Source organism: Paraburkholderia sp. CNPSo 3272 (genome assembly GCF_024206495.1).
Taxonomy (GTDB): domain Bacteria; phylum Pseudomonadota; class Gammaproteobacteria; order Burkholderiales; family Burkholderiaceae; genus Paraburkholderia.
The window spans coordinates 18,408-32,771 of the sequence record NZ_JAMBPQ010000059.1 but is presented as its reverse complement, the minus strand read 5'-3'; the positions used below and the strand labels follow the sequence as shown (position 1 = coordinate 32,771).

Here is a 14,364-nt window from a genome sequence, read left to right as displayed (position 1 = left end):
CGACCATCTACCGGGAACTGCGTGCGCTGGGAGCACTGCCCGCTGTGGCGCAACAAGTGGCGGCGAACAGCCATCGCTGGTGGCGTAACAGCGGCCAGCTGCTGAACAGCGTGCTGACCCTCGCCTACTTCGATCGGCTGGGCGTGCCACGACTCTCATAACCTCAACTCCCCGAACCGCCCGGTGCGGACCCGCATGCCGGGTGGTGTGGCAGGGGCGCAGCCAGTTGGCTGTCCCCTATGCCGATCCCAAAGCGGGGGCGCCCGTCACACGTGTCGGCAATACGGGAAGTTACAGGCAGCGCTCGGAGAGCGTGTGCCTTTCGACGCGCTGAACCCGCAGATAGCGCTACGGCTCGGGCGACGTCGTGCTGTGTCAGTAGTACCGACACTTCGGCCTTTCGTTGCTGCCTGACCCGCATTGCACGTTGTGCCTCGAGCGGCTGTCGAGGTGTCAGTATTACTGCCGCGCTGAACCCCGGATAGCGCCACGGCGCGGGCGACGTCGGGATGTGTCAGTAGTACCGACACTTTGGCGACTTGCGCTTACGGCGCCTGATAGGTATCGCCTGAATGAGAACAGGCTGAAACGAGGCCTGACTGTCTGGTACACATTCCGTCAAAGGGAGCATGTGACGGAAGAACCCGCCAAGCAACTGGAGCGCCACTATTCATGGCCTCCAGTAATCCCCTCATCCTGACTTGATGCCGCATTTGAGGTCGGTCGCTAGGCGCGCCAGAGGGCCGCCCGCCTAGTCCATCGCTGACGTCATGCGGGCCCGTGGAGCGTCTGGCTCGGCGTATCAGAGACCTGCCGGGTCAGCGCGCCGGCAACTTGCATGATGTCGTTGAAACTCACCGGAGAAGGTGGTGCCGGCATTCACCGTGAGCCGTGCGAGGCGATCTGCAAGTCGTTAGCAACCTGTTTGCGCGGGGAGGGTTGCGCGGAGCCAGTGGTCCGGGGGCCGAGATGCTGCGGTGCTGCCTTGCCCGCGACGGCCGCGTGCGGTCCCGATCGTGGTGTCGGCCCGGAAGTGATCGTTTGGCGTGAAGCAGGACATATCGGTCATCAAGCCTCCGCGCCAGCATCAGCTAATGACTTCGAGGTGGCGCGCACCGTCCGGCACGCATCGACCACCAGCCGGCGGGCGAAACTGGCCAAGGCACCTCATGCAAGGCGGGCGAGCGCGAGCAGGTACGTGTCGGTCACCTGGTCGGTCGCGAGGATGCGGCTCGCGTCGACCTGCCGCCCATCGAGCAGGCTCAGGTCGTCAGACCAAAAGATGTGACCATGATGCGCGCGGCTTTCCGACGAGTGGCGCGACCGCGGCCGAGCGTCTCCATTGTGTTCGGGTAGCGCGGACTGCCGATGATGCGCACCACGCCGTTTTCGGTCAACGGGCAGGTTGCCCAAGCCGAGTGGCCGACCCGACCGAACCACTTGTGTGCAGCCTCGTGCTGTACGTGACCCGCGTCGAGCAGCGCAATCAGTACGTTGATGTCAGGCAGATACGCCACCAGGGCACCTCGTCGCGCATCTGGTTGACGAGTTCGGGGACGGTACCGATGGTGTGCGCATTCGGCAATTCCGGCAGGCAATGCAGGTTGCGACTGAGGGGCGCTGCAGCGCCGTGCGGGCGAACTGCGAGATGACGCGGCCGATCGACACGTGCTCGCGGTCGACACGCGCGCGGGCGAGGGCGAGCATGTCGTCATCTATATCGAGGGTGGTTCATATAGAGGGGCCTCTGTGGATATCCGGTCGTTTCGCACCCGTCAGGATCGTTCTCTTCGCGTCAAGCATCATTCAGGACTCCTTCTGACTGGGGCTGCCTTCGCCGGCAATCCGCGATGAACCACAAAAACCGGTTTGTTGAGCTCCGCTCTAGGTGGCACTTTGCGAATCCCGATCGCGATGAGGGCGCAAGAAAATTAGGGTACCTTCAGGCGCAAATAGACCCAATGTGTCGTCCCGTGAAACATTCTAGGGCGCATGCCGTCGCGGCGGAAATCATTGCCTGGCAAGGCTTTGCGAGTGATCCACGAAGAATGTTTCACGAAACCAGGGTGCCGGCGTGTGGCCCGATCGCCTTTTCGCCCCTTGACTGATGAGCGACACAACTTTTGTCCCCATTCGCCTCCACGTTGTAACAAAAAGAACGTAATCTGTAGCGTTTTTCCGCGCGCCCATGTGTGCTGCATGATCACTGGCTGCCCGTCTGCGGAAACTGCCGACGGGCGTACTTGCCGCGGCCGTCACCTGACCTGCTTCGGCAGCGGAACATTGGCCGGCGCGCGCCGTCTTCAACGGTACCAGCCGTCTTGCCGGCCGAGTCGAAGACCGCGGGAGCACTTGATATCCATTTCACATAATGAGAAACAGTTTGTAACCGTTCCACGATTTGAACAGGTTTTTCCTCAGACTATTTGTGTCGTTGAAGTCTTGGGGAACCAGCGATGGCCTTGTCGAAATCGCAGAGAGCTGCCGTGACTCCTGGTCGTCTGGCCGAAGTATTGGGCGCCTACGCGGATCGCACTTTCGCGTTCCCGCTTGTCGCGCTGGTGCTAATTGCGACGATCTGGGCAGTTACGGTTCAACGTATTCACGACGAAGGTGAGCGGGCCCATACTGCCGCGGTCGCCACGGGTTCACAGCTGGCCAGCGCCTTCGCGGCGCACATTGCAAAAACCGTTCACGACGCGGATGTAGTCGTGCAGTGGGTCAAGTATGAGTACGAGCGCTCGCCGGCGACGTTTTCGCTCTCCGACTACAAGCAGCGAGGGCTTGTCTCGGCCGATACGGCGTTACAGGTAACGATCGTCGACGCGGCCGGACGGGTTGTGCAAACAACGACGCCGGACGCGCGCGCTGTGAACCTATCCGATCGGCTGCACTTCCGGGTTCATGAGAAAGCGAACATCGGGCTCTATATCAGCCAGCCAGTACTCGGACGCGTTTCGTCACACTGGACCCTTCAGTTCACCCGCCGACTCAATCATCCTGACGGTTCATTCGCAGGGGTGGTCGTTGTCTCAGAAGATCCAAATTTTTTGACTGACGGGTTCTACAACCTTGATGGCCTTGGCCTCCACGGGATGTTGGCTGTGCTGTCCGACAACGGCTATTTGCTATCGCGACTGGCCGGTGGGGAGCCCGCGTCGCCCAATGGGCCACCCGCCTCGGCCTATTCGGCAATGACCGGAGCGAAGGGAGCGGTTGTTAAGGATCCAGTGGATGGCGTTCAGCGTGTAGTTTCATATCGCCATCTGTCTGCGTATCCCGTCTCAGTAGTCGCGGGCGTTTCGGCCGACGACGCACTGACTCCGTATCGCCGAGCCAAGGTACTCTACTGTGTGATCGCCTCCTTTTTGAGCCTGTCCCTTTTGGCTGCTGCTGCTTGGCAGGTGGTAGTGACCCGTCGATTTCGGAAGCTGGCCGAGACGGACTCACTAACTGGGCTGCCGAATCGGCACCTCATGCTGCAAACGGCGCGCCGATGGATGCGCAATGAAGAACCAGGCATGGTAGGGCTCCTCTACGTCGACCTGGATAACTTCAAGGCCATCAACGATACGTTGGGACATAAGGTTGGTGACGACCTTTTGCGTAACGTTGCCTTTCGTCTTCAAGAGTGTGCGGCTTCAGAAGATTTGCTGGCGCGCATTGGTGGCGACGAGTTCGCGTACGTCCTGCGAGGCGAGCACGCACTCGTGCGTGCCGAACGGATAGCTGTCGATATCATTCAGGCGTTCAAACGTGTATTCGTCATGCGTGGGCACGACTACACCGTCAACGTCAGCATCGGAATTGCCTTGCATACCGATCCGGATGACAGCGAGTTTGGACTACTGTCGAAAGCAGACTTGGCGATGTATGCGGCCAAAGAACGTGGTCGCCAGGGCGAGGAAAGTCGTTTCCATATCTATACCCGTGACCTTTCTGATCGCGCGCTATCGCTGATCGAGCGACAGCAAGCGTTGCAATACGCAATCATCAATCGTGAATTTTTTGTGCTCTATCAACCGATTGTTAGCGTCGAAGGTACGCTACGCGGCGTCGAGGCGCTTGTCCGATGGAGGCATCCGCAGAAGGGCGTATTGAAGCCTGACCAGTTCATCCCGCTCGCGGAGACCTCCAGTCTGATAGTGCAGCTTGGCGAATACGTCTTGCGGCAGGCGTGCCGCGAATTCCAGGCTTGGCAGGAAGCGAGTGACAACCGGCTCTTTCTGTCAGTCAATGTGTCGCCAGTGCAACTCGCCAGGGGAGGGTTTGCGCACACCATCAAGGAATGCCTTAACGAAAATCTGATGGATCCCGATCTGCTGCAGCTCGAGATAACCGAAACGGCGGTGCTTTCCGGAAGCCGCGAACTGCGATCACGACTTCAGGATATTCGCCGACTGGGCGTGAAGGTTGTGCTGGATGATTTTGGCACCGGTCAATCATCGCTTTTGCATTTAACCTCGCAAACTGTCGACGGTATCAAGGTCGACCGGCAATTCACCGAGGCAGCGCCGGGTCAGAAGATGGCCGCAGCCCTGGTTGAAAATCTTGTTCGGCTTGCACGGGACGTCGGGCTGTCACTGGTGGTTGAAGGTGTCGAGACGCGGGAGCAGGCGGCATGGTTATCGCGCTTCAAGGACGTGTCACTACAAGGATACCTTTGTGGTCGTCCGGCGCCGATCACTGAACTTAAGGTAGGTCAGTAATGTTCGGCTCGGTGGTCGAAAAATTACCCAATGCGCGCGCGAACGTCGTGTATCAACGACGTGAGAGGGGCGGGTCGGATAGCGTCATTTTGCGCCTGCGGGATTATGGCGAGGGACGCTTGATCCTCGAGCGGGTGATCTCCCGTCCGGATGATGTGAGTCTTACGCTCCTTCTACCGCTGCGGGGCGAGCGGGCGCTACAGGAATTCTCGGGCGCTGATCCGTGGGGCGACATTCTCGCGCCGGCCTACGATGCGATCAAGAGTGCGTGCCTACAGACGCTCAATGGGAGGAAGCGCCCGACACGGCGCATTCGATCCGCGAGCGTCGATGATGTGCTGGAAAGCATGCCTGCCTGCACCAACGAATACGATCTGGCAGCGCTGCTGGATGACCTTTCCAGTTCGCTTGGTGCCGAACAATACTGCATCACCTGGATCGATTTCGATAGTCGTGGCGACAGGGCGGAGCATCGGTATCTCGTCGGATGCGATCCTGCCTGGATGCAGAAGTACGTCTATCGATCCGGTTACATGAATGACCCATTGCTCGAATATGCAAAGCGAAACGCATCGCCGGTAACGACATCTGATCTTCAAAACGAAGCGACAGAACACTGGTTACTGCAGGAAGCGCAGGGCCATGGTTTGTACAGCATGCTCACGTGTCCAGTGCACGAGCCCGCGAGATCGACATTAACAATTCTGCAGGCAGCTGTCGGGGCGAATTGCGCGGATGGCGATGGGATCCTTTCGCGCAATCAGAACAGGTGGCGCAGCGCCGCTGGCGCCCTGTCGGACTGGCGGCTGAATCAGCTGCGCGAGTTTGCAGCACAGTTTCAGCTCGTTGGTGAGGAGTTGACCGTATTGCGTGCCCTATTGCATTGGAAGGACAGCTCTGCAGAGACGATCGCTACCGCACTGGATATGCGTGCGCGCCACGTCAGGCAGGTCGTATACCCTAGAATTACTCGAAAAATGGGTGTCTCTCACATCAAGGAAGCAGTAGCACTTGCCTTTAAATGCGGATTGATTAACTAAACGATTGGTCGCGCATATAGGGTTATCATATTTTTCAGACGTTGGGAATAGAAAATAGAAAGTGGAATTTACGCAGGCTTGTCGGCTAAATTGATTTCAAGTTTGCGAGCCGGTCCTTCTATTCCTGACGATGAAAACTACGATTCTCGCTCGATCCGTTTGCTTCACGGTAGCGTGCCTTCTGGTCGCTGGTGAATCACGCGCAGCTCTCGGAGATAAGCACGTGTACTGGTCGATGGTCACGTCATACCCTGAGGACACCGTATCAGGCCACGGTCTTCGCTCGTTCGCCGAACACGTAGCAACGGAGACGCAAGGTTACATAGCGCCACACATCGAGTATCGGACGAGCAGGCGCGCGGTACAGCTGGTCGACGACATACGAGAGGGCGGTGTCGACGCAGCGGACATCTTCGGTGGCAATCTGGCCACGCTCGATCCGCTGTTCGAACTGTCAACGTTGCCATTTCTGGAGCGTAGCGAAGCGGACGCGAAAGCATTGGCGTGCATTGCGGAGCCAGCCTATCGTCGCGCGCTTGCGAAAGCCGGTTTGCATTTGCTGGTGGTGTCGCCTTGGCCGCCCACGGGTCTCTGGTCGCTCACGCCTCTCAAGAGCGCGAGCGATATCACGCATCTGAAAGTTCGTACATATGACGAAACGTCGGCGACCGTGCTGGGCAACGTGGGTGCACACGCGGCCAGTTTGCCTATGGAGCGGGTCAAGTCGTTAGTCGGCGAGGGTGGTATCAATGCAGTGCTGTCTTCCGGGGATGGATCGGTCGGTGACACCCTCGCCGGCATACTTCCGAACTTCGCTGCAGTTCGGTACGCCTTCCCGGTTTCGTTTCTTGTGATGAGCGAGAGCCGCTTCAAAGCGCTGTCGGCCCAGCGCCAGCGGCAAATCACAGCTGCTGCTCGAGGTGTGCAGAGTGCGGAATGGCAAGCACTTCCTGAACGGATGGCGACCAACTATGCGCACATGAGGAATAACGGCGTGGTCATCAAGGATCCGATTTCGCCAGAGCTGCGCGCGACGCTGCAGAACGAAGGCCGGGCTAGGGCGCGCGAGTGGCTGGGTAGGGTGGGGCCAGCTGGTCAGGCCATTCTTGATGCCTACGTTAATCGTCAGACTGCTCCGGTCGGCACCGGGTGCCGATCGGGAGCGGTGGAATCCCTCGACGCGGCGACCTGGCATGATTAAACGAGCCAGGATTGCTTTCGTTGTCGCGGCAATGATGTGTGCAACTCGAGGAATGAGGTGGTTGTTGATGGTGCGATTTCAGTTGATACGCACTGCGAAAATACTGTAAGGGTTGATGTGAGGGAAGAAATGAATGCAAAGTCAATCGATCTGAACGTCGATCTCGGCGAAGGGTTTGAGCATGACTTCGAGCTTATCAAGCTCGCGAGTTCAGTCAACATCGCCTGCGGCTGGCATGCTGGCGACCCGTTGACGATGCGGCGAGTCACGACAGAGGCGATTCGACAAGGCGTCTCAATTGGAGCGCACCCGAGTTTTCCTGATCGCGAGAACTTCGGCCGCGCACCGATGTACCTACCGGCTGACGAAGTTTATGCCGGTGTGCAGTATCAAGTGGGCGCGTTGGCGGCCGTCGTGGCGGGCCTCAACGGCCGCCTGGTGCATGTGAAGCCCCATGGGGCACTGTACAACATGGCAGAGGTAAATGACGAGCTCGCCTTCGCCATCGTGCGGGCGATAAAAGACTACGACCCGGGGCTGCTTATCTACGGACTCGCTGGTGGTCTGCTCGTCCGCCTGGCCCGTGAAGCGGGATTGCTTGCAGTTGACGAAGGCTTTGCTGATCGCGCATACACGCCGGAAGGCAAGCTTGTACCGCGATCGCAGGCGAACGCCGTGTTGGAAAGCGATGTAGCGGCGTGTCAGCAGGCGCTGGGCATGGTGCGTGATGGCTGGATCAAGGCAATTGATGGCCGCTGCATCAAAATTCAGCTAGGGACACTGTGCCTTCACGGCGACGGTGCCCATGCTGTGGCGTTTGCGAACCGGATCGGCGATGCCTTACGCGACGCCGGTATTGCTGTCAGGGCGCCGGACACTGCGCGGCACGTTTCGGAGCACGCTTGAAAAGCGAGGCCGCCTAAAACGCGAGATCGATAGCTTTCTTGACGAGCAACTGATCGACCTGACCGGAGTCGGCCGCACTTTGGTAAATGAGGGCGACCAGTTTGGATTTTTTCTCTGCGTCGATGGGACGCTTTTCAAGCGCGGTATCGACCGAGACGAGGACGCGGCACAGCATATGTTCATCGACAGCACCGTGACGCATCACGCGGGTCCCCGTCACCAGGTACAGGATGTCGAAGCCGCGCTGAGCGAGAGCTGCTAGATACCCCACGTCGGGCAGACGCACGCCCCGTTCGTAGTTGAATTGCGCACGACGACTGGCACCGGAAATTGCATGCATCTCGCCTTGGGAGAGTCCGAGCCGTTCGCGTTCCGCAATAAGTCGCGAGCCAAAGGTTTCTGGCATAAATGTTCTTAAAATTGACAAGTGGCACAAACGTGCCTATATTCTGCAAATGTGATCAAACTTGCTCAGTATAGAGGCGCTTGAATGGCACTCAAAACCTATGACGAGGCTCGGGATGAATTCGATCGATGCGGCGTCCGGTGTCAAGCTGAGGGAATCAACGCAGACGCTGCCCAATCTATCGTAAGCGGAGTGTTGCAGGAACGCTCAAAGGCAAGTGACGACATGCTCATTGTGCGGCCGCCTGTATCTGACGCAGTACCACCGGAAAGGGCGGGGTAGGCGATGGTGAGCGACTAAAGCGGCGACTTCAAGCGGGCTTCGTTGCTGAAGCTGATGGTACGAGCTACGGTCCGCGCATCGCGGCGAACGCGCACGGCCTTAGCTGTTGCCATTGAGTGATCTCTATCGAAGGAGCGTGCAGTGCGAATCTTCAGTCGATTTATATATAAAGTATTCCTAATTTTATGATGGACACCTGAGTGAGGTCGATGCGCCACTCGAAATGCTGCGCGCAGCGCATCCGTATGCGTATCACACGTCGAAATCGCAACTCGCCGCTTCTTCGACCAGCCAATGCAGCGAGTTGCCCTGTGGCGGCTTCGTTCGTGCGTGTGACGCTGGGCAGGAGAGATAGCAGGGGGGGCTCCCCGGGCCGATAGCGTGCCAGTGGGAACTGACCACATCGGAGGGCACGGAAATGGGCACAGTTCTTGGGTTGATTCAAAAGGGCGCGTGCGCACTGCTGCTGTTCGTGGCGGTGACGTCGTTCCTTGGCTTCGCGTACTGGTTGGTTGAGCGGCATTCATCGCCGCGTGAGCTGTTTGCGGTGGCGATCGTGGGTTTGGGTTGGGCCGCGATCGGCTGCGTGGCCTACAGGCGCGGTCGGCTGCGCGAGAAGCGGGGTGGGTGAGCCATGCAAAACCTCTTTGGATTTCGTCTTGCAAAACGGGCCGCAATTGGCCTGTTGCAGCTGGGCGTGCCCGCCGATTGGGGCTGCGGCGGTCTGGGCTGGCTTCTCGAACACTACGTACGCTGGTTCGACCGGCGGGTGACGCCCCAATTGCCTGCGGTCGCGGTTGCCGTCGCCGAAGGCGTCGCACATCGGCTCAGGCGCGACCGAGACGCCACATGAAAACCCACCTCGCGTTTGGGACCGCAACGGAGCGCTCATGATGCCAGTCGACTTCGCGATGCTCGCGCAGCAATGCGCCCCGGCCGTCTATCCGACCACCCTGCAGGCGCTCGTCAAGGCCGAATCCGGCTTCAATCCCTTCGCCATCGGCGTGGTCGGCGGCCACCTAGTGCGCCAACCGCGCAACCGCGACGAGGCGGTGGCGACCGTGCGCGCGCTTGAGGCGGCTGGCTGGAACTACAGCATGGGCCTGGCCCAGGTCAATCGCGCGAACCTGCGGGTCTATGGCCTTACCCCTCAAACCGCGTTCGATCCGTGCGCAAACTTGCGCGCGGGCGGCGCCATCCTCGCCGACTGCTACACCCGCGCGGCCGCCGGCGGACGCGTTCCGCAGGATGCCGTGCGTGCGGCGCTTAGCTGCTACTACAGCGGCAATTTCACGCGCGGCTTCAAACTGGATGTGGGTGGCACGAGTTATGTCCAGCGCGTGGCTGCGAACGTCCCCGATAGCGAAGCCAACGCTGCTGTCGTGCCGCCGATCGCCGTCGTACCGGAGGGCAATGCACCCGTTGTGCACACAGCATCGCGCGCAGCAGTGCACCCGGCCCGTGTGCGGCGGACCGATGACGCAGTGAGCACCGACACCGGGGCCGACCACGCCCAACAGGTCAATCACCATCCAGCCTGGGACGCACTAGGCGATTTTTGACGGAGCAGGCAGATGAAGAAGATTCTTCTCGAACCCTTGACCGGCCGTGCCGCGGCTTTGGTGCGTTTGCGTGGCAGGAATGCCGGGCGCATCGGCGCCGTGGTCATGTCGATGGCCGCCCGCGGAGCCCGGGCGGGCGGTGGCCTGGCAGCGGGCACGTCGGCGGCCAACACCTTCACGCTATGGTTTTACGGATTCTGTGGCGTGATGGCTGGTTCGTATCTGCTGTGGGTTGGGATCCAGTGCTGGTCCAACAAGGCTGACTGGATCCATGACTTTGGTGGCGGCATTGCGAAGGTGGCCGGCGTGGGTTCGGCACTCGTGCTCGCGGGCTGGGCGTTCGGACTCTTCGCCTGAATCACCATGGAAGACGAACGCACGCTGTACCCCGCTTACGCAGGCCTGAACCGTACCGCGATGATCGGCGGCGTCCCGATGTTTCCGGCGCTGATCATCGGCTGTACATCGCTGATCACAAGTATGGTCGGCGGCTTCGTGATCGGTCCCGGCGGTCTGTTGATCGGCTCGGCTGGCGTGCCCGTCTTCCTGTTTTTCCGGCATGTCTGCGAGACAGATGACCAGGCGCTGCGCCTGACGTGGCTGGAATTTCGCTGCTGGCTGGACCGCCGTCGTGGGTCGGTGTTCGGCAGGACATACACGCTCGCACCGATGCGGTATGGCCGCGACCTGGACGTGTACACCCGCTCGTTTTCGCGCGGCCGGGACCTTGAGCGCTTCGAGGCGTTGCGTCAGCGCCTGCTTGCGCAGGCAGAGGAGGACGAAGATGAATGACCGCAAGCCTGCGCACAATCCTGCGCTGTCAACAGATGGCGCTGCCAGTGCGTGCCCGCCTATTGTGGGCTACGCCGTCACGGCTGGTGCTTCCGGTTCGGGCAAGACAATGTATGACGTGTTTCGCCGGCTCGCGGAGGAGCGCCGTCGCATTTGCGGCGCGGACGACATGCCGTACGCGGGAGACGAAGCATGCGCGTGACCAACGAACTGAACCGGCTTGTTACGTCCGCGGAGGACAAGCTGCCGCGCATCGGCCGTCCGGTGTCGGAAACGGTGACGAGCGTCGACAACGGCGGCGCCTTCCTGGTGATGCGCGTGAACGGCGTGCCGTTCGAATCGGTGAGCCGTGGCGAGATCGAAGCACGCTACGACGGCTGGAACCGTCAGCTGGCCGCGATGACGCTGGAGAAAGGCAATCGCCTGTCGCTGTGGACCACGTTTCGTCGGCGCAGCATCACGTTCGGCGACGAATACCGCTTCTACAATCCGTTCATCCAGCAGGCCGTCGACAAATACCTGCGGCGTTTCCGCAGGCACGATCACTTCGAGAACAGTTTCTACATCACAGCGATCCTGCAGGGCGACGACCTGGACGAGACGGTGCGCGAGCTCGAGGAGCTGGGCGAGGGACTGATGAAGGCTATCGTTGCCTACGATCCTCAACTGCTCGAAGCATACGGGCACAACGGCATCCTGTTCTCGGAGGTGTATCAGTTCATTGGCGAACTCGTGAATGGCGTCGACGAGCGCGTGCCGGTCACGCAGGCCACCGGACGCGACCTGATCCCGACGTCGCACCTGCACTTCCACTACGACACGGTTGAGATTCGCACCGATCGCTCAACCCGGTTCGCGGTCTGCTACGACCTGAAGGATTTTCCGAAGGCCGGCTGGGGGCAGACGAATCCGCTGCTGTCGCTGCCCGTCGAATTCACCTTCACGCAGAGCCTGGGCTGTCTGAGCACTGCCGAAGCGATGAAGGCGATCGAAGACCAGATCAATCACCTGAGGTCGGTCGAGGACAAGGCGAAACACCAGATCAAGGAACTGGAGGATGCGGTGGCGCTGATCGCCGGTCGGGATCTCGCATTCGGCGACTATCACGGGGCGCTCGTCGTGTACGGCGACACGCCGGAGAAGGCCATCAGCAACGGCGCGTACGTAACCAGTCGGGCGCTGAACGATTGCGGCTTCAAGTTCGTGAAGGCGACGGCATCGGCGCCATTCACGTACATGAGCCAGGTGCCGGGATTCAGGACGAAGCCGCGGCCGATGCCGAAGTCGACCCGCAGTCTCGCGTCGTCGTTTTCGATGCATACCTATTCGGCCGGCAAGGCACGCGGCAATCCGCTCGGCGACGGCTCGGCCCTCATGCCGGTGCAGACCGTTGCGAAAAGCCTGTTCAGCCTGAACTGTCACGCTTCGCGCCTGGATGAGGACAGCGTGGGCGAGAAGGTTGCCGGCCACACGCTGATTCTCGGCTCGACCGGCACGGGCAAGACCACCCTCGAGACGATGCTGCTCGCCTTCCTCGAGCGGTTCGACCCGAAGATCTTCGCGCTCGATCTCGATCAAGGTCTGCGGATCTTCCTCGAGGAGATGGGCGCTGTCTACTACACCCTGCGTGAAGGCGAGCCGACCGGTCTTGCGCCGTTTGGCCTGCCCGAGACGAAGCGCAACCTCGCGCATCTTTACGACCTGGTGGGTGCGTGCTGCCGCGACGAGAACGGCAAACTCAGTGCTGACGACCAGCGGCAGGTCAAGCACGCGGTCGACACGGTCATGAAGCTCGAGAACATTGAGCACAGAACCTTCAGCCGCCTGCTGGAGTCGATTCCGGATACGGGCGACGGGAACGGCCTTTGGGTCCGTCTTAGCCAGTGGTGTGGTGCAACTAACGGTCGATTTTCGTGGGCGCTGGACAACGTACCGGACACGCTGACGAACATTACCGACGTGCGCCGGATCGGTTTCGACGTCACTGACTTCCTGAAGAAAGACTATGCCGCCACGGAGCCGGTGCTTGCACACCTGCTGTATCTCAAGGACCAGATGCAGAAGAGGGGCGGCCTGCTCGCGACGGTGATTGCCGAATTCTGGCTGCCGGCCAGCTACCCCACCACGCAGGAGCTGATCCGCAAGTCGCTCAAGACGGGCCGCAAGGCAGACGAATTCCTGATCCTGGATTCGCAGTCGCCGGAGGACGCAATCCAGTGTCCGGTGTTCGCTGAGATCCGCGACCTGACGGCGACAAAGATCTATCTGCCGAACCCGGACGCGACGCGCGACGGTTACAAGCTCCTGAACCTGACCGACCGCGAATTCGACACGCTCAAGAGGCTGTCGAAAGAGTCCCGCACGTTCCTGATCAAGCAGAGCAACCAGTCGGCGTTTGCAACACTGGACCTGGGCGGCATGAACGACGAGATCGCGGTGCTTTCCAGCAGTCTCGACAACGTTGCGATCTGGGAAGAATGCACGGGCGACGCACATGGCGACACGGACCTGCGAATGCGGCTGTTCCAGGCACGCCGCAAGGGCAAACGCGATCGCAAGCACGAGGCCGAACTTGTTGAGGAAGCCGAATGACGACGACTACGCTCTTCACCTTTCGTCGGCGATCGAGCCAGCGACGCGCGAACAGCTCAAGGAGCGGCTGGACGAGCACGACCGGCGCTGGCCTCAGAGAGTGGGCGCCGAGCGCGTTTTGCTTGTGGTTTGCTCGACTGGCTGCGTGGGACTGAAGACTGTATTGCGATGGTTTGCCGACAACTGCAGTTCAGCTTGGGAGCGTGACGATGAAAAGCATTCGCAATCTGACAAGCGCCGCGTTGATCGCGGGCACGTTCTCGATGCAGGCAGCGCACGCGCAGGGTGTCCCGGTGATCGACCTGCAGGCGATCGCGCAGGCGATCTCGACCGTCAAGCAGCTGGAGCAGCAGTACAGCCTGCTCTCGGACCAGTACCAGTCGACGATCGGCAATCGCGGCCTCGGAAACATCTTCAATGACCCGTCGCTGCGCAACTACCTGCCGGATCAGTGGCAGTCGGTCTACGACGAGGTGAAGAGCGGGCAGTTGAACGGAATCAGCGGCCTCGCCAGCACTATCGAGAGCCAGGAGGGGATGACCGCGTACACGCCCGGGCAGCAACGTCTGAACGATACTCTGGCCGCCAACAAGGCAATGGCGATGCGCTCGTATCAGGCGTCAATCGACCGTCTGACGAACATCCAGCAGCTGATGCAGCAGTCGAACCTCACACAGGATCCGGCGGCGAAGGCCGATTTGCAAAACCGGTGGGCGGCAGAGAACTCGTCGATCAACGCAGAAAAGATGCGCCTCGATCTCGCGGCGCGACTTCAGGATGCAGAGAAAGATTTCGCGCAACAGGCCGCCCATAACGACATGCAGCAACGGCTGAACGGCGACGACAACGCTGATCAATAACGGGGAGTGCGACC

Annotated in this window: 13 protein-coding genes and 1 pseudogene; 12 read left to right on the top strand and 2 right to left on the bottom strand. The window is 60.3% G+C overall.

All coding sequences use genetic code 11. From position 1 onward, the window contains the following. Nucleotides 1-161: pseudogene (locus M3I53_RS35560) on the top strand (group II intron reverse transcriptase/maturase); the annotation flags it as partial. A gap of 1,101 nt (nt 162-1,262) precedes the next feature. Here M3I53_RS35560 and M3I53_RS35555 read toward each other — a convergent pair. Then, nucleotides 1,263-1,517, bottom strand: coding sequence for a hypothetical protein (locus tag M3I53_RS35555; protein WP_254320456.1), 255 nt, complete (start codon nt 1,515-1,517; stop codon nt 1,263-1,265). Nucleotides 1,518-2,456: 939 nt separating this feature from the next. Here M3I53_RS35555 and M3I53_RS35550 point away from each other — a divergent pair. From M3I53_RS35550 to pxpA, 4 genes are all read left to right on the top strand, one after another. Beyond that, nucleotides 2,457-4,709 (top strand): EAL domain-containing protein, encoded by a 2,253-nt coding sequence (locus tag M3I53_RS35550; RefSeq protein WP_254320455.1) that lies wholly within the window; start codon nt 2,457-2,459, stop codon nt 4,707-4,709. Next, nucleotides 4,709-5,749: an autoinducer binding domain-containing protein gene (locus M3I53_RS35545; protein WP_254320454.1), complete on the top strand. Its 1,041-nt coding sequence runs from the start codon at nt 4,709-4,711 to the stop codon at nt 5,747-5,749. Before M3I53_RS35550 ends, M3I53_RS35545 begins: the two co-directional genes overlap by 1 nt. Nucleotides 5,750-5,972: 223 nt before the next feature. After that, the gene (dctP, locus tag M3I53_RS35540; protein ID WP_254320453.1) at nt 5,973-6,950 is read left to right on the top strand and encodes a TRAP transporter substrate-binding protein DctP; all 978 of its coding nucleotides are present in this window, start codon (nt 5,973-5,975) and stop codon (nt 6,948-6,950) included. A 129-nt stretch (nt 6,951-7,079) separates the two neighbouring features. Continuing rightward, nucleotides 7,080-7,856, top strand: a complete 777-nt coding sequence (gene pxpA / locus M3I53_RS35535) for a 5-oxoprolinase subunit PxpA (protein WP_254320452.1) — start codon at nt 7,080-7,082, stop codon at nt 7,854-7,856. Between the two features lie 13 nt (nt 7,857-7,869). Here the strand turns inward: pxpA and M3I53_RS35530 are convergent, their stop codons facing one another. Next, on the bottom strand, nt 7,870-8,262 hold the full coding sequence (locus M3I53_RS35530) for a helix-turn-helix domain-containing protein (RefSeq protein WP_254320451.1): 393 nt from the start codon (nt 8,260-8,262) through the stop codon (nt 7,870-7,872). A gap of 700 nt (nt 8,263-8,962) precedes the next feature. Here M3I53_RS35530 and M3I53_RS35525 point away from each other — a divergent pair. The 7 genes from M3I53_RS35525 to M3I53_RS35495 all read left to right on the top strand — a co-directional run bounded on the left by M3I53_RS35525 (nt 8,963) and on the right by M3I53_RS35495 (nt 14,350). Next, a complete protein-coding gene (locus M3I53_RS35525; protein ID WP_254320450.1) occupies nt 8,963-9,175 on the top strand; it encodes a hypothetical protein in 213 nt (70 codons plus the stop codon). 3 nt (nt 9,176-9,178) lie between these two features. Further along, on the top strand, nt 9,179-9,397 hold the full coding sequence (locus tag M3I53_RS35520; protein WP_254320449.1) for a hypothetical protein: 219 nt from the start codon (nt 9,179-9,181) through the stop codon (nt 9,395-9,397). A 37-nt stretch (nt 9,398-9,434) separates the two neighbouring features. Next, nucleotides 9,435-10,106: a lytic transglycosylase domain-containing protein gene (locus M3I53_RS35515; RefSeq protein WP_254320448.1), complete on the top strand. Its 672-nt coding sequence runs from the start codon at nt 9,435-9,437 to the stop codon at nt 10,104-10,106. 12 nt (nt 10,107-10,118) lie between these two features. Further along, nucleotides 10,119-10,463, top strand: coding sequence for a hypothetical protein (locus M3I53_RS35510; RefSeq protein ID WP_254320447.1), 345 nt, complete (start codon nt 10,119-10,121; stop codon nt 10,461-10,463). 6 nt (nt 10,464-10,469) lie between these two features. Beyond that, nucleotides 10,470-10,898 carry a VirB3 family type IV secretion system protein gene (locus tag M3I53_RS35505; RefSeq protein WP_254320446.1) on the top strand — a complete coding sequence of 143 codons (429 nt, stop codon included), beginning with the start codon at nt 10,470-10,472 and terminating at the stop codon, nt 10,896-10,898. Nucleotides 10,899-11,090: 192 nt separating this feature from the next. Beyond that, the gene (locus M3I53_RS35500; RefSeq protein WP_254320445.1) at nt 11,091-13,490 is read left to right on the top strand and encodes a transporter; all 2,400 of its coding nucleotides are present in this window, start codon (nt 11,091-11,093) and stop codon (nt 13,488-13,490) included. A 293-nt stretch (nt 13,491-13,783) separates the two neighbouring features. Next, nucleotides 13,784-14,350 carry a type IV secretion system protein gene (locus tag M3I53_RS35495; RefSeq protein ID WP_254320444.1) on the top strand — a complete coding sequence of 189 codons (567 nt, stop codon included), beginning with the start codon at nt 13,784-13,786 and terminating at the stop codon, nt 14,348-14,350. The last annotated feature ends 14 nt before the right edge of the window (nt 14,351-14,364 follow it).